Genomic DNA, 23,295 nt, shown 5'->3' on the forward strand with positions numbered 1-23,295 from the left:
TTGTTTTCGCCTGTAATGGCAGATGAATATATAAAGGTCGGGTTAACCCCGGCCTTTTTTATTTAACGGCTTAATGCCGGGCAGGAAGATGTATTGTCATGCGGGGCTGCGCCGGCGTGATTAAATCCCCGGCCATGGAATGCGCCACCTCATGCAGCAATCCCGTCAGGTACGGCAGCATATCCCGATCAAAATGGGACACCAGCAGCACGTGGTTTACTGCCCGGCAGTAGTCGCACTTTGTTTCGGTATCTTCCAGAAGCCACGCTTTTTGTCGCGGTGGTTCAGCGTCCTCCTCAAATTCCACTATGTGAAAATCACGCATTGATTCTGTGAGTCCGCTTTTGACTTCTTCCAGATACGCGCCTAAACAGCGGCACACGGGCTGCGTTTGCGGGTGGGCGTTGCAGTCCAGCAGAATTTCGGTGAGCAGCATGCAGCGCCCGGCCAGGGTCGGGAGATCGGGGTTGAGGGAGAGTTCGCTGTAGAGCTGGGAGAAAGAGTTTTCTGTATTCATTGGGTAATACCTTCACACACGTTGAGTTACCACCGCAGGAAACGCCAGATTCGCTGGCGGCGGACGAAAAGGAATTGGCGTACCAGTGTGTGTGCTACTGGCGCTTCAAAAGAAGCTTCCGATTCGCCCGCCAGATGCAGAATTATACCCTTTTCCTTAGGGCGAACGAAGCCTGCAGCAATGGTGCTGCTCACACACTTTCAGGACGCCAATCCTGACACCTGATTTTGCAGGTGCGCCGCCATTCTAGGACTGTGAATTTATACAGCAATGAGTGCGATGAAAATATGGAAAGCGCCTCGCAAAGTTTCGGTGCGGGCAGGCATAAAAAAACCGGGCAGTGAATTGCCCGGTTTTTAAGACTAATGCAGGAAATCAGTGAGCCGCTTCCGGCTTGTGCTTCTGCGCACTCTGGAAATCGTACGTCAGCTCATTCTTCTCCTGGTCCAGCGCGACCGTCACCTGACCGCCGTCTACCAGCAAGCCAAACAGCAGCTCGTTCGCCAGCGGTTTCTTCAGGTTGTCCTGAATCACACGCGCCATTGGACGGGCCCCCATCGCACGGTCGTAGCCTTTCTCAGCCAGCCAGTTGCGGGCCTCCTGGCTCACTTCCAGCGACACGCCTTTCTGATCCAGCTGAACCTGCAGTTCGACGATGAACTTATCCACTACCTGATGGATAACCTCGGTAGAGAGGTGATCGAACCAGATGATGTTGTCCAGACGGTTACGGAACTCCGGCGTAAAGATCTTCTTGATCTCTTCCATCGCATCGGTGCTGTTATCCTGATGGATAAGGCCGATAGATTTGCGCTCCGTTTCACGTACACCGGCGTTGGTGGTCATTACCAGCACTACGTTGCGGAAGTCCGCCTTGCGCCCGTTGTTATCGGTCAGCGTCCCGTTGTCCATTACCTGCAGCAGGATGTTGAACACGTCCGGGTGCGCTTTCTCGATTTCATCAAGCAGCAGTACCGCGTGCGGATGCTTAATCACCGCGTCGGTTAACAGACCGCCCTGGTCAAAGCCCACATAGCCCGGAGGCGCACCAATCAAACGGCTGACGGTGTGACGCTCCATGTACTCGGACATATCAAAACGCAGCAGCTCAATGCCCAGCGCTTTGGAGAGCTGAACCGTGACCTCGGTTTTCCCCACACCGGTCGGACCGGCGAACAGGAAGGAACCGACAGGCTTATGTTCATGCCCCAGGCCAGCACGGGCCATCTTGATGGCTTCGGTTAACGCCTCAATGGCTTTATCCTGCCCAAAGACCAGCATTTTCAGGCGATTGCCAAGGGTGCGCAGCGTGTCGCGGTCGCTCTGAGAAACGCTCTTCTCAGGGATACGCGCGATACGGGCCACCACGGTCTCGATATCCGCCACGTTAACGGTTTTCTTACGCTTGCTGGCTGGCATCAGACGCGCACGCGCCCCTGCCTCATCAATCACGTCAATGGCCTTATCCGGCAGATGACGATCGTTGATGTATTTCACCGCCAGCTCCACCGCCGCACGTACCGCTTTGGCGGTATAACGCACATCGTGGTGCGCTTCGTACTTCGGTTTCAGACCGTTGATGATCTGCACGGTTTCTTCAACAGAGGGTTCAGTCACATCGATTTTCTGGAAACGACGCGCCAGGGCACGATCTTTCTCAAAGATGTTGCTGAACTCCTGATACGTTGTGGAACCAATCACGCGGATCTTACCGCTGGAGAGCAGCGGTTTGATCAGGTTAGCGGCATCCACCTGGCCACCCGAGGCCGCACCGGCACCGATGATGGTGTGGATCTCATCGATAAACAGAATGCTGTTGGTGTCCTGCTCGAGCTGTTTCAAAAGCGCCTTAAAGCGTTTTTCAAAATCGCCGCGGTATTTAGTGCCCGCCAGCAGCGAGCCAATATCCAGCGAGTAGATGGTGCAATCGGCAATCACTTCCGGTACGTCACCCTGCACAATACGCCAGGCGAGACCCTCGGCAATCGCGGTTTTACCGACACCAGATTCACCCACCAGCAGCGGGTTGTTCTTGCGGCGACGGCACAATACCTGGATCGCGCGCTCCAGCTCTTTATCGCGACCAATCAGCGGATCAATACCGCCAACGCGAGCAAGCTGGTTGAGATTGGTGGTGAAGTTTTCCATACGATCCTCCCCGCCTGCTTGCTCTTCATTGTTATTGACCTGATTGCTGGAATCCGATGCCTGGTTCGGCTCGTCTTTACGCGTTCCGTGAGAGATAAAGTTAACCACGTCGAGTCGGCTGACTTCGTGTTTGCGCAGCAGGTAGGCAGCCTGTGACTCCTGCTCGCTGAAGATGGCGACCAGCACATTTGCGCCCGTCACTTCGCTACGTCCGGAAGACTGGACGTGGAAGACCGCACGCTGCAACACGCGCTGGAAGCTGAGCGTCGGCTGCGTGTCGCGCTCTTCTTCACTGGCTGGCAGCACCGGTGTGGTTTGTTCGATGAAGGCTTCGAGTTCCTGACGTAGCGCCACCAGATCCACGGAGCAGGCTTCCAGCGCTTCGCGGGCAGATGGGTTGCTAAGCAGTGCGAGCAGTAAATGCTCGACGGTCATAAACTCATGTCGGTGCTCACGCGCTCTGGCGAAAGCCATATTTAAACTGAGTTCCAGTTCTTGATTGAGCATAGGCACCTCCCCCAAATTTTATGCCTTATCAGGCCTTTTCCAGCGTACACAGCAACGGATGCTCGTTCTCCCTCGCATAATCGTTCACCATCGCGACTTTGGTCTCCGCCACTTCGGCGGTAAAGATGCCGCAGATAGCTTTGCCACGATAATGAACGGTAAGCATCAGTTGCGTTGCACGTTCTACATCATAAGAAAAGAACTTTTGTAGCACGTCAATAACAAATTCCATCGGCGTGTAATCATCGTTCATTAACATAACTTTATACATAGATGGCGGTTTTAGCGCGTCACGCACTTTATCTTCCGCCAGCTGGTCAAAATCCAGCCAGTCGTTGGTCTTACCCATTTTGCATAACCACTTTGAATCTACCTCAGATGTTAGATAACAATCATCTATTACTGTCATCCGCGATGTCTGTCACAAACTGTTGCAATAGCGTTAACTGCTTCAAACTTTGGTTGATTATTGTCCCATCTCAAGCGCCAAACGCTTGACGACTTCTTTCGTTTCTCTAAATTGTACAAGCGTGAGATGGCGAGGTTTTGAACAGCCCCCACTCCACCACCGGTTCATTCCATCTTAACTTATAAGATTTACGAAGGATGTCGAAGCATGGAAATGGGTACTGTTAAGTGGTTCAACAACGCCAAAGGGTTTGGCTTCATCTGCCCCGAAGGCGGCGGCGAGGATATCTTCGCTCACTATTCCACCATTCAGATGGATGGTTACAGAACGCTCAAAGCCGGGCAGTCCGTCCGGTTCGATGTACACCAGGGACCAAAAGGCAATCATGCAAGCCTGATCGTACCCATTGAAGCAGAAACGGTCGCATAGCTCTCTGTTTTATTGTGTACATCCCGCCGTCAAAATGCCAGCCCGATCGGCTGGCATTTTTATTTTCAGCCTATTCGCGAGCCAACGCATCCACAGGATCCAGACGCGCCGCATTGCGGGCAGGCAGCCAGCCAAACAAAATGCCGGTAAAAGTCGAACACAAAAATGCGGTAAGAATGGCCACCGGCGAGAAACCAATCTCCCAGCCGGGTAAAAAAAGCTGCAGAGCAAACGCGATCATCATCGACAGCGCAATGCCCATCGCGCCGCCCACCAGACACACCAGCACCGCTTCAATCAAAAATTGCTGCAGCACATCGCTGGCTCTGGCACCGACTGCCATGCGGATGCCAATCTCCCGGGTACGTTCCGTGACCGATACCAGCATGATATTCATCACCCCGATACCGCCGACCACCAGCGAGATCACCGCCACCAGCGTCAGGAACAGCTGAAGAGTACGTGTGGTCTTTTCCGCCGTTTTCAAGAGACCGTCCATATTCCAGGTGAAGAAATCTTTCTTCCCGTGACGCAACGTCAGCAGCCGTTCCAGCTGTTGCTCGGCCTGCGCGCTGTCGTAGCCCTCCTTCACGCGAACGGTGATGGAGTTCAGCCAGGACTGCCCCATAATCCGCCCGGAGATGGTGGTATAGGGCAGCCAGACGCGCAGGATCTTGCTGCTGCCAAACATCGACTGTTTCTCTTCCGCCACGCCAATCACCGTCGCAGGCATGTTTCCGACCAGGATAACCTCGCCCACCACGTTGGTTTTATTGGGGAAGAGCTGCCGGCGCGAGTTGGCATCAAGCACCACCACCTGCGCCCGGCCCGCTAACTGCTCGGCATTGAAGGTGGCACCTTCGCTGAAGGTCATGCCATAGACGTTAAAGTAATCGCCGCTGACGCCGTTGGCGCTGGCAGCAACGTCAACATTGCCTACCCGCAGACGGAGGTTTTGCGAGACCGCCGGCGTGGCCGAATTCACCCACGGCTGCTTCTGGATAGCCGCCAGATCGTCATACTTCAGCGCCTGCTGATACTGCGGCTCGTCATCGCCAAAGTCTTTGCCGGGATAGACATCAATGGTGTTGGTCCCGATGGCCCGAATATCCGCCAGCACCAGCTGTTTGGCCGCGTCGCCCACGACCACAATCGACACCACCGAGGCGATACCAATGATGATGCCCAGCATGGTCAACAGGGTGCGCATTTTATTGGCAGCCATCGCCAGCCAGGCCATGGTCAGCGCCTCACGAAACCCGCTGGAAAATTGTCCCCAGCCGGTTGACGCCGGCAGGACTTCTTTCGGCGCCGCCGCCCGGGCGTGTCGCGCCGGCGGGTTGCTGACCAGCTCTCCGTCGCGGATCTCAATGATGCGCTCGGCCTGCGCAGCCACCTGCGGATCGTGGGTAACGATGATGACCGTATGCCCCTGATCGCGAAGCTGGTGAAGGATCGCCATCACCTCTTCACCCGAATGGCTGTCGAGCGCCCCGGTCGGTTCATCTGCGAGGATCACCTGACCGCCGTTCATCAGCGCGCGTGCGATACTGACACGCTGCTGCTGGCCGCCGGAGAGCTGCGAGGGCTGGTACTCCACCCGCTCCGCCAGCCCCAGACGCGTCAGCAGCATCTGGGCGCGCTCAAGGCGTTTTTTCCGCTCGACGCCGGCATAGACCGCCGGCACTTCGACGTTCTGCGCCGCCGTCAGGTGAGAGAGCAGATGGTAACGCTGGAAGATAAAACCGAAATGTTCCCGCCGCAGTTTAGCCAGCGCGTCACCGTCCAGCGTGGAAACATCCATACCGGCCACCCGATAGGTGCCGCTGGTGGGTCTGTCCAGACAGCCGAGAATATTCATCAGCGTCGATTTACCGGAGCCGGACGCACCGACAATCGCCACCATCTCGCCCGCTTCGACGCGCAGAGTGATCCCCTTCAGCACCTCAACCGGGCCATCACCCGACGGATAGCTGCGACGAATGTCATTCAGCTCAAGCAACGCCGTCATTTAGCGGCTCCGGGCAGGCTTTCGCTGGTAACAACCTCCTCACCCTCTTCCAGCCCTTTGACCACCACCACGTCGGTGTCATTACGTGCACCAATGACCACTTCTCGCTCACGCGTTTCGCCGTTGCGCAGCACTTTCACTTTATAGCGACTCTCGCCGGTGGATTCACCCAGCGCAGAGAGAGGAATGGTGAGCACATTTTTCACGCCGGTAAGCTGAATGTGCACCTGTGCGGTCATATCCAGACGCAACACGCCCTGCGGGTTAGGTACCTCGAAGCGCGCATAGTAGAAGATGGCATCGTTCACTTTTTCCGGCGTCGGCAGAATGTCTTTTAGCGCGCCTTCATAGCGCGTCTGAGGATCGCCGAGGACGGTAAACCAGGCTTTCTGTCCCGGCTTCAGATGAATAACATCCGCCTCTGAGACCTGGGCTTTCACCAGCATGGTGCTCATGTCCGCCAGGGTCAGAATGTTGGGCGCCTGCTGCGCCGCAATCACCGTTTGCCCCTGCAGCGTGGTAATTTGAGTCACTTCCCCGGCCATGGGTGCCACAATCTGCGTATAGTCGAGGTTGGTTTTGGCCGTATCCAGCGAGGCCTGGTTGCGCTTGATCTGCGCATCGATAGTCCCGATCTGCGCCTGCTTAACCGCCAGTTCGGTGGCAGCCGTGTCTAAATCTTGTTTCGAGATGGCCTGCGTTTTGGCCAGCGCCTGCTGACGCGTTAACGTTACCTGGGCCAGGTTGCGCTCAGCCTGCGCCTGTGCACGCTGGGCACGCAGTTCCATGAGCGTGGCTTCCACCTCACGGATCTGGTTTTGCGCCTGCTCAGGATCGATAACGCCCAGCAGCTGGCCTTTTTTCACCTTGTCGCCAATCTCAACCGACAGCGTTTTCAACTGACCGCTTACCTGTGCACCCACGTCAACCTTGCGCAGGGCATCCAGTTTTCCCGTCGCCAGCACGTTTTGCTGCAGCTCGCCCGGACGGACAATCAGTGTTTGATACTGTGGTACAGGGGCATTCAGGATCTGCCATAGCCAGAACCCTCCCCCGATAACAATTACCGCCAGCAGCAGAAACCACGTTCTGCGTTTTCCCTTGAGGTTCATAAATATTCCAAATAAATGTTCTGGCAATTATAAACGTTGATTCTATCTAAACGACTCCTCAACGAAACCCCCGCGCACCGAAATCGCCTCAATTTGTTGATGAGTTATTGAAATTTCGCCTGCTGAAATAGAACCCTTCCTTCAGAAGCAGGATCTAACATGTCTTCCATCGTCGATACACTTATTTCTCATCAGCACCAGCCTAAATCCGGCTGGCAGCTCTTCAATAATCTGGCCTTCGGTAAGATCACGCCGGGGCTGGCATGGCAAAACCCCGCTTATCGACGTAAATTCATGCTCCGTTCGCTGATGACACCGTTCAGCACCACGCGTCTGCTGTCAGAGCTGGCAAAGCAGCCGCGCCTGATGCAAATGTTGCAGGTGCAGCCGGGGCTGCCGTGCCGCCTGCACCGCCCGTGGTTAACGGTGGACATGGATCGCCGACAGGCGCTGGAATCGCTGACCTGGCACTACCAGACCATGACGCGCCAGCTTCCGGCAACGCTGGTCAAGGGTTACCTTTCACCGCAGGGGGCAACCCTGCTGACCCTGACCGGAAAAGACGAACAGCAGTTTACTGTGCGCCTGTGCGCCGACGCCTTCATGGATAAAGAGGGTGAAGCCACCCTCGTCTTTTGTAACCATCAGAATACCGTGCTGGCGGAAATGACCTTCACGCTGTGCCCGTTTGAAGGAAAAACAACGCTGTTCATCGGCGGCCTGCAGGGGGCAAAAGCACACGTTCCACATGAACTGATCCAGGGGGCGACCAAAGCGTGTCACGGCCTGTTCCCGAAACGCCTGCTGGTTGAAACGGCAATGACGCTTGGCGCAGCTTTCCCGGTTGAGCATATTGTCGCGGTGAGTAACGCCACGCATATCTACCGCAGCTGGCGTTACCGCAAGAAAAAAGAGGGAAAATTGCTGGCCGATTATGACAGCTTCTGGCTCTCCCTCGGCGGGCAAAAACAGGATAACGGCCACTTCATGCTGCCGCTCGCCATGCCCCGTAAGCCGATGGACGAGATTGCAAGCAAAAAGCGCGCTGAGTACCGCCGCCGCTATGCGTTACTGGACAGCCTGACGCAACACGTCACGCAGGCGACCCGCGCTTAATCCGCTTTCCCGCGTGCCAGCCACAGCACGCGGGAGAACATCTTGCGAAGCAGCGTCGGCACGGATTCCACGCCACGTCTCCCCGCCTCCGTCGCCACCTCAATCGCTAAATCAGGTTTTGAAGAGCGGTGGATGGCTTTGGCAATCACGCGCCGCATGTTCATTGGCACATCCACCGGCACCATCGCAATCCGGTGGAACACGTCGTCGAACCCCTGACGGTACATAAAGTGCTCCATGTCCATGGCCGGCAGCATGGTTAGGTGGTCGCGCTCTTCTTCGCGCTCATTATTTAGCAGGCCACGCACGGTCGCGGCATATTTTTTCCCCGCTTCGTCACCATCCACCAGCACATGCCATTCAATGCCCATCCGCCGGGCGAATTTGATCAGCGGCTTGATCCCCGACTGGGCAAATTCGATGACCTTGATACCTTCGGCATCAAAATGGTGGCCGCACTGACGCGCCAGTTCGTTGATAACCCAGGTTTCCGTTTCTCCCTCAACCAGCAGCCAGCAGCGGGCGAACAGCGACGACGCACGATTAAAGCGAATGTGGAACGAGATACGACGTCCCTCTTCCGCGTTCATCCCGCCCGGCCCGAGGCGATAGGCGGTGACGCGGGAAGACTCACGTACCAGACGGCAGACGTGCTCGACCGGGGTCAGCGACAATAACTCGCCGGAATTGGTGGTGGTCACGCGCTGTAGCGGCAGCAGATTCAACAGGTGCCACGCCACCGAGAGCATGATCGGGTGCAGGCGCGTTTCCGGGTCTTCCACCAGCAGCAGCGGGCGGGCGTCACGGTCGAGACGAACGGTGCCCTTGGCCTGCAGTAGCGTCGAAAACAGCCCCAGCAAAATCACCCGATGGGTACGGCCACCAGGCCTGTCGATCATCCGGTTAATGATATCGAGGTAACGCCAGCTGCGTTGTTCATCGTGAGAGCGGCGGCGCATCAGACGATGACGCGACTCCGACGTCCCCTGCTCGGAAAAATAGTGTTCCAGCAGTTGTACCATTGCCGACAACCCCTGGCGGATTTGACCATCGGTCAGATTTTGCGGACGCGCCACCAGCTCTCGCGCCAGGAAATCCAGCTCGCGGGCGGTCACTTCCACTTCTGGCATATTCGGTACGGTGCCGTTGCGGATCCGCCGCATAAAACGCGCATCACGCAGGCGCAACACCGGCATCAGGCGAATCAGGTGGCGAGCCAGGTCGTCGATGTCATCCAGCGGAATAGGGTTGGCTTTCTCATCGAGGAAATCACGCAGGGTTAATACGCCCTCGTTTTCTGCCATCTCACCTTCCAGCCGGTAGAAAATCCGGTGGAAACCGTCGTCGCACGGGACCCAGCAGGGTGATAACGGACGGAAGCGTCGCACACGGTGACGCCCCGGCTCGGATTCGCGGAACGTCAAAATAATGTGCAGGTGTTTTTCGCGGCCGTTCACATCGCCGGGAGGAAACCAGAAATCATCATGGGCAAAGTGATACAGATCGTCTTCGGGCGAAAGCAGCAGCGTCAGCGCATCCAGCAGGCTGGACTTACCCCACGCGTTCTCACCGATCAGGACGTTGTTCTGCTCAAGCTGCAGCGACAGGCGGTTAATACCGCGGAACCCAACAATTTCCACACGTTCGAGAAGCATAAATCCCCCGCGAGATGATCACTTTTTCCTTTAAGTTATCAGCAGTATAGCGGCAGGAACTTTGACACGACAGCACAACCTTCGTGCTGTAGAGAATTGGTCTATGCTCTATTTACCGTCGATTTGAACAAGGAATGACATCACGTTGCCATAAATCAAATTAACCGAATTAATTTTAGTGGCGAAGGGATGTTTTTGTTTTTAAAATAATGGCTCTTTGAGTCGTCATCCCTTTTTTGACGATATCCCGCACGCAGGAACGCGTGTGAAGTTTATTATTGAGGTGGTTATGTTTAGAAAATTAGCAGCAGAATGCTTTGGTACATTCTGGCTGGTGTTTGGTGGCTGCGGTAGCGCCGTTCTGGCAGCAGCATTTCCGGAATTAGGTATTGGTTTTGTCGGCGTTGCGCTGGCATTCGGTTTAACCGTATTAACCATGGCGTTTGCCGTGGGTCATATTTCCGGTGGTCATTTTAACCCGGCGGTGACATTAGGTTTATGGGCGGGCGGTCGTTTCCCTGCTAAAGAAGTCATTGGTTATATTGTGGCCCAGGTTGTTGGCGGGATTATTGCTGCAGCGGTTCTGTACGTTATTGCCAGCGGTAAAGCCGGCTTTGACGCCGCCGCAAGCGGCTTCGCCTCAAACGGTTTCGGCGAACACTCCCCTGGCGGTTACTCCATGCTCTCTGCCATCGTGATTGAAATTGTGCTGACCGCAGGCTTCCTGCTGGTGATCCACGGCGCAACCGACAAACACGCCCCGGCGGGCTTTGCACCTATTGCCATTGGTCTGGCGCTGACGCTTATCCACCTGATCTCTATTCCGGTCACCAACACCTCCGTAAACCCGGCGCGCAGTACTGCCGTCGCTATTTTCCAGGGCGGTTGGGCGCTTGAGCAGCTGTGGCTGTTCTGGGTAATGCCAATCATCGGCGGTATTCTGGGCGGCGTGCTTTATCGCACCCTGCTGGAAAAACGCGATTAATTGCGTGTGCAGTCGGGTAGCACTTACGCTTACCCGAGCTGCATGACAACACTCAGGCCGGGTCAGGCGTTGCTGCCACCCGGCTTTTTTGTTGCTCCTTTACCTGACAACGTTTATTGGGTAGTGTCTCTGGCGCTTAACAGATATTCACAAGGACCCGTTGTTCATGTTTTCAGGACTCCTCATCATTCTGCTGCCTCTGATTGTGGGCTACCTTATCCCGCTACATCGCGAATCCGCGTTACGGCTTATCAACCGTTTTCTGAGCTGGATTGTCTACGTCATTCTTTTCTTTATGGGGATAAGCCTGGCGTTTCTGGATAATCTGGCCACCAATCTGCTGGCGATCCTGCATTATTCTGTCGTCACCTGCGCCGTTATTTTGCTGTGCAATATTGCCGCACTTTTCTGGCTTGAGCGCACTATTCCGTGGAAAAATCACCACCATCAGGAAAAACTGCCGTCACGAATTGCAATGGCGCTGGAATCTTTAAAATTATGCGGCGTCGTGGTGCTGGGTTTTGTTCTTGGGCTGAGCGGATGGAATTTTTTACAGCACGCGACGGAAGCCAGTGAATATACCCTCATTTTCCTGCTGTTCCTTATCGGTATTCAGCTGCGAAATAATGGCATGACGTTGAAACAGATTGTCCTTAATCGCCGTGGAATGATCGTCGCGGTTATCGTCGTCATTAGCTCACTGGTGGCGGGCGTGATTAACGCTTTTATTCTCGGCCTGCCGTTAAAAACCGGTCTGGCAATGGCCTCCGGATTTGGCTGGTATTCCCTTTCCGGTATTCTGCTGACCGAATCGTTCGGTCCGGTCATCGGGAGCGCCGCCTTCTTTAACGACCTGGCGCGAGAATTAATTGCCATTATGCTGATCCCGGGCCTGGTGCGCCGCAGTCGCTCGACCGCACTGGGTCTGTGTGGCGCCACGTCGATGGACTTTACCCTGCCGGTTCTGCAGCGTTCAGGTGGGCTGGAGATGGTGCCTGCCGCCATCGTACACGGCTTTATTTTGAGCCTGCTGGTTCCCGTTCTGATGGCGTTTTTCTCCGCCTGATACTCCTCTGGCGGTAGGCTTTCTGCCGCCAAAATTGCGCTAAATCAATCTCCATCTATTTTGTAGAAGAAAGCCCTTTTCACCGTTCAGTCACAGGCATAATCTCAAACATGTATATCAAATATAACTTTAACAGGTGTGATTATGTTTTGTGTGCAATGTGAACAAACCATCCGTACCCCGGCAGGCAATGGCTGCTCTTATGCGCAAGGTATGTGCGGCAAAACCGCAGAAACATCAGACCTGCAGGATCTGCTGATTGCCGCCCTGCAAGGCCTTTCCGCATGGGCATTCAAGGCCCGCGAATATGGCATTATTGACCACTATGTAGACAGTTTCGCCCCCCGCGCCTTTTTCTCCACGCTGACTAACGTTAACTTTGATTCCCCGCGCATCGTCGGCTATGCCCGCGAAGCAATTGCGCTGCGTGAAGCGCTCAAAGCGCAGTGTCTGAGCGCCGATGCCAACGCACGGGAAGAAAACCCAATGGCAGACCTGCAGCTGGTGAGCGACGACCTGGGCGAGCTGCAGCGTCAGGCAGCAGAATTCACCCCCAACAAAGATAAAGCGGCGATTGGCGAGAACATTCTCGGCCTGCGTCTGCTCTGCCTGTACGGCCTGAAAGGGGCCGCGGCCTATATGGAACACGCGCACGTTCTGGGCCAGTACGATAACGCTATCTATGCTCAGTACCACAAAATCATGGCGTGGCTGGGTACCTGGCCTGCCGAGATGAATCCGCTGCTCGAATGTTCAATGGAAATCGGCCAGATGAACTTCAACGTGATGCGTATTCTGGATGCCGGTGAAACCCGCACCTACGGCCACCCGACGCCGACGCAGGTTAACGTTAAAGCGACCGAAGGCAAATGCATCCTGATCTCCGGCCATGACCTGAAAGACCTCTATAACCTGCTGAAGCAGACCGAGGGCACGGGCGTTAACGTCTATACCCACGGCGAAATGCTGCCCGCACACGGCTACCCGGAACTGCGTAAATTTAAACACCTGGTCGGGAACTACGGCAGCGGCTGGCAGAACCAGCAGGTTGAGTTCGCCCGTTTCCCGGGCCCTATCGTGATGACCTCTAACTGCATCATCGACCCCACCGTTGGCGCGTATGACGACCGCATCTGGACCCGCAGCATCGTTGGCTGGCCGGGTGTGAGCCACCTGGAAGGGGATGATTTCGGCCCGGTCATTGCCCAGGCGCAGCAGATGGGTGGCTTCCCGTACAGCGAAATCGAACATCTGATCACCGTCGGCTTTGGTCGCGAAACCCTGCTCGGTGCCGCGGATTCACTGATTGACCTCGTGAGCCGTGAAAAACTGCGCCATATCTTCCTGATTGGCGGCTGTGACGGCGCGCGCGGTGAGCGTAACTACTTCACCGATTTCGCCACCAGCGTACCGGAAGATTGCCTGATCCTGACGCTGGCGTGCGGTAAATACCGTTTCAACAAGCTGGACTTCGGCAACATCGAAGGTTTGCCACGTCTGGTCGATGCGGGTCAGTGTAATGATGCCTACTCTGCCATCATTCTGGCCGTCACGCTGGCGGAAAAACTGGGCTGCGGCGTCAACGATCTGCCGCTGTCGCTGGTGCTCTCCTGGTTTGAACAGAAAGCGATTGTCATCCTGCTGACCCTGCTCTCTCTCGGCGTGACCAACATTATGGCTGGCCCAACCGCACCCGGCTTCCTGACACCGGATCTGCTGGCCGTGCTGAACGAGAAGTTTGGTCTGCGTTCCGTGACCACCGTAGAAGAAGATATGCAGCAGCTGCTGAGCGCGTAAGGAGTTATTCATGACCATGCCAACCTCACAATGTCCGTGGCGGATGCAGGTTCATCACATCCATCAGGAGACGCCGGATGTGTGGACGCTGTCCCTGCTGTGCCATGACTACTATCCGTACCGTGCAGGTCAGTATGCGCTGGTCAGTGTCCGCAACTCAGCGGACACGCTGCGCGCCTACACGATCTCCTCAACGCCGGGCGTGAGCGAGTACATCACGCTCACTATCCGCCGTATCGATGATGGCGCAGGCTCGCAGTGGCTGACCCGGGACGTGAAGCGCGGGGATTACCTCTGGCTGTCGGACGCACACGGGGATTTCACCTGTGACGATAAAGCGGAAGATAAATTCCTGCTGTTGGCCGCCGGGTGCGGCGTCACGCCGATCATGTCAATGCGTCGCTGGCTGGCGAAAAACCGTCCGCAGGCTGATGTTCAGGTGATCTTCAGCGTGCGATCGCCGGAAGATGTGATCTTTGCCGAAGAGTGGCGTAACTATCCGGTGACGCTGGTGGCGGAACATAACGCAACCCACGGTTTTGTCGCCGGGCGTCTGAGCCGCGAACTGCTGCAAAGCGTCCCGGATCTCGCGGATCGTACCGTGATGACCTGTGGGCCGGCGCCGTATATGGATATCGTTGAGCAGGACGTGAAAGCGCTGGGCGTGACCCGCTTCTTCAAAGAGCAGTTCTTCACCCCGGTCGCGGAAGCGGCAACCAGCGGAATTACGTTTACCAGACTGCAGCCTGCTCAGACCTTCTTTGGCCGGGTCGGCACCACGCTACTGGATGCGCTGGAAAGCAACAACGTGCCGGTGGTGGCAGCATGCCGTGCTGGCGTGTGTGGCTGCTGCAAGACCAAAGTGGTCTCCGGTGAGTACACCGTGACGAGCACCATGACGCTGACCGAGGCAGAAATCGCCGACGGATACGTACTGGCGTGCTCGTGTCATCCACAGGGCGATCTTGTGCTGGCGTAATCAGCCAACGCGCGAATGACGGGGGTAAGCGCTCGCGTTTACCCCCGGTTAGTACGACTACCGCCAGACCGGCGCTTTCCCCAACGCAAAACGCCCAGCGCCTAAGCATGCTATCGCCAGCGCACCGATAAAGAAGTACACCAGGCTCTCAATCGCCCAGGCACCTACCGCGTCCAGCGCAAAGGTTTCCCCCGTCCCGACCATCAGCCACGCCACAATCATGGTAAACGCCAGCACCAGTGCCGCCGGGCGCGTAAAAAGCCCCACGATAATCAGGACAGGCGCCACCACTTCGCCAATGAGCACGCCGTAGGCGATAAACCCCGGTAAGCCTTTTTTCCACCAGCATGCCGCTGATGAACCCCACGCCACCCAATAACTTGTGTAAACCGTGAAAAAGCATCAGCCCACCGACGGCAAGTCGTAACAAGAGTTTGCCGGCATCGTCGCACGATAGCTTTTCATTAACAGCAATTAACAATGATTTAACCATTTGAAATGATTCCTGTTTTCATCTATGTGATGACCAGATTATGCCGAATCATTGCGGGTGAAAAGCACCTTTTAATAAGGGGGAAAGCGCGGCAATACAGTGACTTTCTTCTAAGCTTGTAAGCGATATCACTTAAAGGAGATGGACACCCATGAAACAAACCGTGGCTGCATACATAGCAAAAACCCTCGAGCAGGCAGGCGTAAAGCGCATCTGGGGCGTAACCGGCGACTCCCTGAACGGGCTGAGCGATAGCCTCAATAAGATGAAGACCATTGAATGGATGCCAACCCGTCATGAAGAGGTTGCCGCCTTCGCGGCTGGGGCGGAAGCGCAGGTGACGGGTGAACTGGCCGTCTGCGCCGGATCGTGCGGACCGGGCAACCTTCACTTGATCAACGGCCTGTTTGACTGCCACCGCAATCACGTACCGGTCCTGGCGATTGCCGCCCACATCCCTTCTTCCGAAATCGGCAGCGGCTATTTTCAGGAGACGCATCCTCAGGAGCTGTTCCGTGAATGCAGCCACTATTGCGAATTAGTTTCCTCACCAGAACAAATCCCTCAGGTTCTGGCCATTGCAATGCGCAAAGCCGTGCTTAACCGCGGTGTTTCGGTGGTCGTTATTCCCGGTGACGTGGCGCTGAAGGCCGCGCCTGAGGGTGCCAGTTCGCACTGGTATCACGCCCCACAGCCTGTCATCACGCCGGCTGAAGAAGAGCTCAAAAAGCTCGCGCAGCTGCTGCGTTACTCCAGCAATATCGCCCTGATGTGCGGCAGTGGCTGTGCGGGCGCGCACAAAGAGCTGGTGGAATTTGCCGGCAAGTTAAAATCCCCGATTGTTCACGCCCTGCGCGGCAAAGAGCACGTCGAATATGACAATCCGTATGACGTGGGCATGACCGGACTGATCGGTTTTTCCAGCGGTTTCCACACCATGATGAATGCCGACACGCTGATCCTGCTCGGCACCCAGTTCCCGTACCGCGCGTTTTACCCGACGGATGCCAAAATCATTCAGATTGATATTAACCCGGGCAGTATTGGTGCCCACAGTAAAGTCGATATGGCGCTGGTAGGGGACATCAAATCCACCCTCGCCGCCCTGCTGCCGCTGGTGGAAGAAAAAACCGACCGGAAGTTCCTCGACAAAGCCCTCAGTGATTACCGCGATGCACGCAAAGGACTGGACGATCTTGCCAAACCGAGCGACAAAGCCATTCATCCCCAGTATCTGGCGCAGCAAATTAGCCATTTCGCGGACGACGACGCCATTTTTACCTGCGACGTGGGCACCCCGACCGTCTGGGCGGCACGCTATCTGAAGATGAACGGCAAACGCCGTCTGCTGGGGTCGTTCAACCACGGTTCGATGGCCAACGCCATGCCGCAGGCGCTGGGGGCCAAGGCCACCGCACCAGAGCGTCAGGTGGTGGCGATGTGCGGCGACGGCGGGTTCAGCATGCTGATGGGCGATTTCCTGTCGGTTGTGCAGATGAAGCTCCCGCTGAAAATCGTGGTCTTTAACAACAGCGTGCTGGGCTTTGTGGCGATGGAGATGAAGGCAGGTGGCTATCTGACGGACGGCACCGAGCTACACGACACCAACTTCGCGCGCATCGCTGAAGCCTGCGGCATCACGGGTATTCGCGTAGAGAAAGCCTCAGAAGTCGATGAAGCCCTGCAGCGCGCCTTCTCCATCGACGGTCCGGTACTGGTGGATGTGGTGGTGGCGAAAGAAGAGCTGGCGATCCCACCGCAGATTAAACTCGAGCAGGCCAAAGGATTCAGCCTCTATATGCTGCGCGCCATCATCAGCGGACGCGGTGATGAGGTAATCGAACTGGCAAAAACCAACTGGCTCAGGTAAAACATTTCACATAACCTCTTAAATTAAAGGGATGTGAAATGATTGATTTACGCAGTGATACCGTTACCCGTCCGGGTCGCGCCATGCTCGAAGAGATGATGGCCGCCCCGGTCGGGGACGACGTCTACGGTGACGATCCGACGGTGAATGCGCTGCAGCGTTATGCCGCCGAGCTAAGCGGTAAAGAGGCCGCCCTGTTTCTGCCATCCGGCACCCAGGCCAACCTGGTGGCGTTGCTCAGCCACTGCGAACGCGGTGAAGAGTATATTGCCGGTCAGGGCGCGCACAATTACCTGTACGAAGCAGGCGGTGCGGCGGTACTGGGCAGCATTCAGCCTCAGCCGATTGATGCCGCCCCGGACGGCACCCTGCCGCTCGACAAGGTCGCGGCGAAAATCAAAGTCGATGATGTGCATTTCGCCCGCACCAGGCTGCTCAGTCTGGAAAACACCCACAACGGCAAAGTGCTGCCGCGCGAGTACCTGAAAGCAGCGTGGGAATTCACCCGCGAGCGCAAACTCGGGCTGCACGTGGACGGCGCGCGCATCTTTAACGCCGTGGTGGAGTATGGCTGCGAGCTGAAAGACATCGCGCAGTATTGCGATTCGTTCACTATTTGCCTGTCTAAAGGGCTGGGGACGCCTGTTGGCTCGCTGCTGGTGGGCAATGCGGACTACATCAAACGCGCGGTCCGCTGGCGTAAGATGACCGGCGGCGGGATGCGCCAGGCCGGTATTCTGGCGGCAGCCGGACTGTACGCCCTGAAAAACAACGTGGCCCGCCTGAAAGACGACCATGAAAACGCCGCGTGGATGGCCGCACAGCTACGCGAGATTGGTGCAGACGTTATGCGCCACGATACCAACATGCTGTTCATTCGCGTGGGCGAAGAGCACGCTGCCGCGCTGGGTGAGTTTATGAAAGCCCGTGGCGTGTTGATCAACGCCTCGCCGGTGGTACGCCTGGTTATGCACCTGGACGTTAATCGTCAGCAGCTGGCAGACGTGGTGAAACACTGGCAGGCGTTTTTACAGCGCTAAGGAGCAGAGCGTGCCGCAGCGTATTCTGGTACTCGGTGCCAGTGGGTATATCGGTCAGCATCTCACCACTGCGTTAAGTCAGCAGGGACACCAGGTGCTGGCCGTGGCACGCAACACGGAGCGTCTGCAAAAGCTGCACCTGCCCGGGGTGACCTGTCACAACGTCGATCTCAACTGGCCCACGACGCTGCCGGCGTTACTGGAAGGGGTCGACACGCTTTACTACCTTGTTCACAGCATGGGCGAAGGGGGCGATTTTATCGCCCACGAGCGTCAGGTGGCGATGAACGTCCGCGACGCGCTGTTGCTCACACCGGTGAAGCAGGTGATTTTTTTAAGCTCGCTGCAGGCGCCTGCTAACGAGCAGTCCGATCATCTTCGCGCCCGTCAGCTCACGGCTGAGACCCTGCGCGGCGCCAATATTCCCGTCACCGAACTGCGGGCGGGGATCATCGTCGGGGCCGGCTCCGCCGCGTTCGAAGTGATGCGCGACATGGTGTACAACCTGCCGGTGCTTACCCCGCCGCGCTGGGTGCGATCGCGGACCACGCCGATTGCGCTGGAAAATTTACGCCATTATCTGGTGGCCCTGCTGGACCATCCGGCTGAGCAACACCGCGTGCTTGAGGCTGCCGGCCCGGAAGTGCTGAGCTACCAGCAACAGTTCGAACATTTTATGCGTGTCAGCGGCCGCCGACGCTGGCTGATCCCCATTCCCTTCCCTACCCGCTGGATCTCGGTGTGGTTTTTAAACGTCATTACGTCCGTGCCACCGACGACCGCAAAAGCGCTGATCCAGGGGCTCAAACACGATCTGCTGGCCGACGATCGCGCGTTGCGTGCGCTGATCCCCCAGACGCTGATCCGTTTCGATGAGGCGGTACGCAATACGCTCAAGGAAGAGGAACAGCTGATGAACTCCAGCGACTGGGGCTACGACGCCCAGGCGTTTGCCCGCTGGCGGCCTGAGTACGGTTACTTTCCTAAACAGGCTGGCTGCACGGTGAACACCCCGGCAAGTCTGGCGGACCTGTGGGAGGTGGTGAATCAGATTGGCGGTAAAGAACGCTATTTCTTCGGCAATATCCTCTGGCAAACCCGTGGCGCACTGGATCTGCTGGTAGGACACAGGCTGGCGAAAGGCCGTCCTGCGCACCCGTATCTTGCGGTAGGCGATACGGTTGACAGCTGGAAGGTAATTATCGTCGAGCCCGAAAAACAGCTGGCGCTGCTGTTTGGCATGAAAGCGCCCGGTCTGGGACGGTTGTGCTTTACGCTAAAAGACAAAGGCGACCATCGAGAACTGGACGTTAGAGCCTGGTGGCACCCGCACGGGATGCCGGGGCTTTTCTACTGGTTGTTAATGATCCCCGCTCACCTGTTTATCTTTCGCGGAATGGCGAAACGTATCGCGCAGCTGGCAGAACAAAAGACGAAAATAACTCAATAAAACTCTTATTCTTTCACCTTTCCCATTGCAACCCGCCGTAATTCACGAAAGAATGCGCACGAAATTCTTTTTCAACACAGTGGATTGATATGAAGGTACTGGTTACCGGGGCGACCAGCGGCTTAGGCCGAAATGCGGTCGAGTTTCTGCGCAACAAAGGCATCAGCGTCAGGGCCACCGGTCGCAACGAAGCGATGGGTAAACTGCTGCAAAAAATGGGCGCAGAGTTTGTCCATGCCGACCTGACGGAGCTGGTCTCCTCTCAGGCCAAGGTGATGCTGGCCGGTATCGATACGCTGTGGCACTGCTCCAGTTTTACCTCCCCGTGGGGTACCCAGGAAGCTTTTGACCTCGCCAATGTGCGTGCCACCCGTCGTCTGGGTGAATGGGCCGTGGCCTGGGGCGTGCGTAACTTTATTCATATCTCCTCCCCGTCTCTCTATTTCGACTATCACCATCACCGCGACGTGCAGGAAGATTTTCGCCCGGCGCGCTTTGCCTGTGAGTTTGCACGCAGTAAAGCGGCCAGCGAAGAGGTGATCGATCTGCTGGCGCAGTCGAACCCGCACACCCGTTTTACCGTATTGCGTCCTCAGAGCCTGTTCGGCCCGCATGACAAAGTGTTTATCCCGCGTCTGGCGCAGATGATGCACCACTACGGCAGCGTGCTGCTGCCCCGCGGTGGCGATGCGATGGTGGATATGACGTACTACGAAAATGCGGTCCACGCCATGTGGCTGGCAAGCCAGCCGGACTGCGATACCCTGATTTCCGGTCGCGCGTACAATATCACCAACGGTGAGCCCTGCACGCTGCGCAGCATCGTGCAAAGGTTGATTGACGAGTTGCAAATAGACTGCCGTATTCGTTCCGTGCCCTACCCGATGCTGGATATGATTGCCCGCAGTATGGAGCGTCTTGGGAGTAAATCGGCGAAAGAGCCTGCGTTAACGCACTACGGTGTCTCAAAGCTCAACTTTGATTTTACGCTGGATATCACCCGCGCAGAGAACGAACTGGGGTATAAGCCGATTGTCTCCCTGGATGAAGGGATTGTGCGTACAGCCGCCTGGCTGCGTGACCACGGTAAATTGCATCGCTAGTTGAGCGCGCTCATCTCAGAGAACAGAGACGAAAACGGCAACCCGAAGGTTGCCGTTTTGTTTTACAGCGCCGTCCAGGCGTCTGACCACGCCAGACCCGCGCCTGGCTCGTAGTACGCCGGGGCATTGTTACACCAGCCGCTGTACGGGAACGGTTTGCACTGGAACAGTTTACCGTGGTTATTCACGATATCGCCTGCCTTGTACTTGCTGTTCGCGCTCCACGCGGCGTAAGCACCAGAGGTACCGTCGTTTTCAGACGGCGTCGTGGCTTTCGCTTTAACGTTCAGCAGATAGGAAGTGGTGCTGCTCAGCTCGCCATCGCTCACGGTCAGGCTGACTTCATACTGTTGAGCCGTCGCAGACTCTGGCGCGGTAAAGGTCACCACCGCCTTGTCTTCACCGGTGACCGTCTGGCCATCCTGTGAACGCCAGGTGTAGGTCAGCGTATTGCCGTCCTGGTCAGTGGATCCTTCTGCGCTCAGGGATACCTGCGCGCCCGCTTCCACCGCACCGATTGGGCCCGCAATCTGCGCGACCGGGGCGTGGTTCACCACGGTCGGTTCTGCCGGCGTTTCGTCCGGAACCGGTGCCGGGGTTTCATCTTCCGATGGCGTCGGTGCCGGAGTGACCGGATGCTCGTCCGGCGTCACGGCGGAACCGTCATCGTTGATAATGTTGACGTTATAGAACTTCTTCACGCAGTTCGTGTAGTCACCCTCTTTAAAGGCGCTGAACGGCGTCTGATAACCGACCAGTTGGCAGGAATATGTTTTACCGTCTGGCGTATCGGCACTCCATCCCCAGTCCTGCTCCCAGTAAATCTTCAGCGCACCGGCGCCGCCTTCATCGAACTGCTTCATGTTGGCACAGCCGAGCACTTCATTTGCCGGGACAGGCACTTTCAGGTACTTCGCAAACTCTTTGTAGTACTTGATACGGTTTTCAGACTGGGCAATCTCAGTCGGGCCGCCACACTCTACGCCACCGTTAATGATCTGGGTGGTCACACCGAAGCCCGGAACCAGGCCGTTGGCTTTGTCATGATCGTTTGGCTGCCAGGTGCCGTCGATAACCTGCAGCATGCTCGGTTTCGGCGGCTGCGGGTAGGCGAAGAAGAAGATGGCGCTTGCCAGGTTCAGCCAGGTGTCAGCCACCAGCTCCGGCTTGTCGAGCAGCGTGCGGACAGTGCCAAACATCGCTTCAGAGAACGGACCGTAGTTATAGTTATAAGACAGCTGTTTTGCCCCACGGCCAAAGTAACTCACGAAATCGCCGTCTTTGTCTTTGCCGCACGGCCAGGTTTGTCCCTGCCAGATATCAGGATTACATTCGCCGTTGTAACCGCCTTTCTGCCCTTCGGTCCAGCCCATTTCGCGAACGTGAACCAGCGCCTGACGCCATTCGGCTTCCGGACGCCAGCTTTCGTGGCCGCCGGTTTCCTGTGCGAAGTGGGCAAACATGGTGGCCAGCTCTTTACGGCAGATGGCGTCGCTGTCACGGCCGTCGTTGTAGGTCTTACACAGCGCCGGGAATTTGCCCACCGCTTTCAGGAAGTTACTGTAGGTGTAGGACTGCGCTCGCATCGGGAAAAGGTATTCCCAGTCGCTGGCCTTCACAATGCCTTCAACGCGTTTAACGTTATCCGGGTTCGCTGCACGGCCTGGCTCAATCAGCTCAACCTGGGCATTATCCAGCGTACGAATGGTGTCTTTAACCGACGCCATCAGTGGAAAGTTAGTCAGTTCCTGTTCTTTCTTCGCCAGATCGCTGGCTTTCAGGGTGAACGGCTCGCTGGTGGTTGCCTGCAGCGTCGCAGCCTGTGCCATGAAAGGCGCAATGCATGCACCCGCAACGAGCACGCTCAGTAAGGTCCTTTTGGTCATTTCAACTCATCCTATATATAGCAACAAGGGTTAATGCAATCACGGTTTATGTATTATTCCCTTAATAAATAAACCAAAGAGTGCGGTAATTTTTCATTTTCTGAAGCGCACCGCCGGGTACGCTTCAAAAAACAAAAAGCAGAATTAATAAGAGGAACGAGGTTTTATCTCCTGATATTTCGCCCAGACCTTGCGGGCATAATTCATGCGCTTTGAATAATTCTCTTTTTTCACTCCCGCGTTATAAGCCCCGACGGCTTCCCAGTTATAGCCATATACGTTGATCATCGTCGACAGTATTGACGCGCCCACCATAATGGAGGTGCAGGGCTCGGTCACAAGCCGGTTCTCGTCAATGCCCTGGCGCTGCAGTTCGCTGAAATGCGTGCTGTTAATCTGCATTAATCCCACATCCCGCGAGCCATCCTGATTCCACCCCACGGCATTCGGATTCATACCGGATTCCACCTGCGCAATGGCATATAATAAATACGGATCGACATGATAATAATGCGCCGCTTTATCCCAGCAATTTGCTGCCGCACTCTGACTTAAAATAAGCAATAACAATAAAAAGCGTTTCATCTCATTACCTGTTTATTTACTGACGATCCTTCTCCTTGCGCACGCTGTCTTATTCCGGAAGGGGTTGACCACACCCGAAACGGGGTGTGGTCAACGATTGCAGGCGATATCAAACCCGCAACCTCAGGCTAAGAAGG

Annotated in this window: 18 protein-coding genes and 1 pseudogene; 10 read left to right on the forward strand and 9 right to left on the reverse strand. The window is 56.2% G+C overall.

Annotated features, from left to right (window positions below; translation table 11 throughout):
• Positions 1-70: 70 nt before the first annotated feature.
• From QE396_RS09390 to clpS, 3 genes are all read right to left on the reverse strand, one after another.
• Positions 71-517, reverse strand: a complete 447-nt coding sequence (locus tag QE396_RS09390) for a hypothetical protein (RefSeq protein ID WP_020884835.1) — start codon at positions 515-517, stop codon at positions 71-73.
• A 375-nt stretch (positions 518-892) separates the two neighbouring features.
• Positions 893-3,172 carry an ATP-dependent Clp protease ATP-binding subunit ClpA gene (gene clpA / locus QE396_RS09395; protein WP_020884836.1) on the reverse strand — a complete coding sequence of 760 codons (2,280 nt, stop codon included), beginning with the start codon at positions 3,170-3,172 and terminating at the stop codon, positions 893-895.
• A gap of 28 nt (positions 3,173-3,200) precedes the next feature.
• Positions 3,201-3,521, reverse strand: coding sequence for an ATP-dependent Clp protease adapter ClpS (clpS, locus tag QE396_RS09400; protein ID WP_006174393.1), 321 nt, complete (start codon positions 3,519-3,521; stop codon positions 3,201-3,203).
• 267 nt (positions 3,522-3,788) lie between these two features.
• On the opposite strand from clpS, the gene cspD reads away from it, so the two are divergent.
• Positions 3,789-4,010, forward strand: coding sequence for a cold shock-like protein CspD (gene cspD, locus QE396_RS09405; protein WP_008499993.1), 222 nt, complete (start codon positions 3,789-3,791; stop codon positions 4,008-4,010).
• A 70-nt stretch (positions 4,011-4,080) separates the two neighbouring features.
• Here the strand turns inward: cspD and macB are convergent, their stop codons facing one another.
• Both macB and macA read right to left on the reverse strand, forming a co-directional pair.
• A complete protein-coding gene (gene macB, locus QE396_RS09410) occupies positions 4,081-6,021 on the reverse strand; it encodes a macrolide ABC transporter ATP-binding protein/permease MacB (RefSeq protein ID WP_020884837.1) in 1,941 nt (646 codons plus the stop codon).
• Positions 6,018-7,133, reverse strand: a complete 1,116-nt coding sequence (macA, locus tag QE396_RS09415) for a macrolide transporter subunit MacA (RefSeq protein ID WP_020884838.1) — start codon at positions 7,131-7,133, stop codon at positions 6,018-6,020. The genes macB and macA overlap by 4 nt, the downstream gene beginning before the upstream one ends.
• Positions 7,134-7,292: 159 nt before the next feature.
• On the opposite strand from macA, the gene QE396_RS09420 reads away from it, so the two are divergent.
• Positions 7,293-8,249, forward strand: a complete 957-nt coding sequence (locus tag QE396_RS09420) for a VirK/YbjX family protein (RefSeq protein ID WP_020884839.1) — start codon at positions 7,293-7,295, stop codon at positions 8,247-8,249.
• On the opposite strand, the gene QE396_RS09425 is transcribed toward QE396_RS09420, so the two are convergent.
• Positions 8,246-9,904 carry an ATP-dependent endonuclease gene (locus tag QE396_RS09425; RefSeq protein WP_014169354.1) on the reverse strand — a complete coding sequence of 553 codons (1,659 nt, stop codon included), beginning with the start codon at positions 9,902-9,904 and terminating at the stop codon, positions 8,246-8,248. The genes QE396_RS09420 and QE396_RS09425 overlap by 4 nt on opposite strands.
• 289 nt (positions 9,905-10,193) lie before the next feature.
• Here QE396_RS09425 and aqpZ point away from each other — a divergent pair, with 289 nt between their 5' ends.
• The 4 genes from aqpZ to hcr all read left to right on the forward strand — a co-directional run bounded on the left by aqpZ (position 10,194) and on the right by hcr (position 14,731).
• Entirely contained in the window at positions 10,194-10,889 is a 696-nt protein-coding gene (gene aqpZ, locus QE396_RS09430) for an aquaporin Z (RefSeq protein WP_025204573.1), read from the forward strand.
• 166 nt (positions 10,890-11,055) lie between these two features.
• Positions 11,056-11,955 (forward strand): lysine exporter LysO family protein, encoded by a 900-nt coding sequence (locus tag QE396_RS09435; RefSeq protein WP_020884841.1) that lies wholly within the window; start codon positions 11,056-11,058, stop codon positions 11,953-11,955.
• 144 nt (positions 11,956-12,099) lie between these two features.
• Positions 12,100-13,752: a hydroxylamine reductase gene (gene hcp / locus QE396_RS09440; protein ID WP_020884842.1), complete on the forward strand. Its 1,653-nt coding sequence runs from the start codon at positions 12,100-12,102 to the stop codon at positions 13,750-13,752.
• Positions 13,753-13,762: 10 nt separating this feature from the next.
• Complete coding sequence (gene hcr / locus QE396_RS09445) at positions 13,763-14,731, forward strand: NADH oxidoreductase (protein WP_014169350.1); 969 nt, start codon at positions 13,763-13,765, stop codon at positions 14,729-14,731.
• 57 nt (positions 14,732-14,788) lie between these two features.
• Here hcr and QE396_RS09450 read toward each other — a convergent pair.
• A pseudogene (locus QE396_RS09450) lies at positions 14,789-15,224 on the reverse strand (DoxX family protein).
• A 151-nt stretch (positions 15,225-15,375) separates the two neighbouring features.
• On the opposite strand from QE396_RS09450, the gene poxB reads away from it, so the two are divergent.
• From poxB to QE396_RS09470, 4 genes are all read left to right on the forward strand, one after another.
• Complete coding sequence (gene poxB, locus QE396_RS09455; RefSeq protein WP_014169348.1) at positions 15,376-17,094, forward strand: ubiquinone-dependent pyruvate dehydrogenase; 1,719 nt, start codon at positions 15,376-15,378, stop codon at positions 17,092-17,094.
• A 38-nt stretch (positions 17,095-17,132) separates the two neighbouring features.
• Positions 17,133-18,134, forward strand: coding sequence for a low-specificity L-threonine aldolase (ltaE, locus tag QE396_RS09460; protein WP_020884843.1), 1,002 nt, complete (start codon positions 17,133-17,135; stop codon positions 18,132-18,134).
• Positions 18,135-18,144: 10 nt separating this feature from the next.
• A complete protein-coding gene (locus tag QE396_RS09465) occupies positions 18,145-19,584 on the forward strand; it encodes an SDR family oxidoreductase (RefSeq protein WP_020884844.1) in 1,440 nt (479 codons plus the stop codon).
• 89 nt (positions 19,585-19,673) lie between these two features.
• Positions 19,674-20,687 (forward strand): NAD(P)-dependent oxidoreductase, encoded by a 1,014-nt coding sequence (locus QE396_RS09470; RefSeq protein ID WP_020884845.1) that lies wholly within the window; start codon positions 19,674-19,676, stop codon positions 20,685-20,687.
• Between the two features lie 62 nt (positions 20,688-20,749).
• On the opposite strand, the gene QE396_RS09475 is transcribed toward QE396_RS09470, so the two are convergent.
• Both QE396_RS09475 and iagB read right to left on the reverse strand, forming a co-directional pair.
• Complete coding sequence (locus QE396_RS09475; protein WP_020884846.1) at positions 20,750-22,573, reverse strand: chitinase; 1,824 nt, start codon at positions 22,571-22,573, stop codon at positions 20,750-20,752.
• 144 nt (positions 22,574-22,717) lie between these two features.
• Entirely contained in the window at positions 22,718-23,158 is a 441-nt protein-coding gene (iagB, locus tag QE396_RS09480) for a type III secretion system invasion protein IagB (RefSeq protein ID WP_020884847.1), read from the reverse strand.
• Positions 23,159-23,295 lie beyond the last annotated feature (137 nt).

The sequence above is a fragment of the Enterobacter sp. SORGH_AS_0287 genome (assembly GCF_031453695.1).
GTDB lineage: Bacteria > Pseudomonadota > Gammaproteobacteria > Enterobacterales > Enterobacteriaceae > Enterobacter > Enterobacter ludwigii.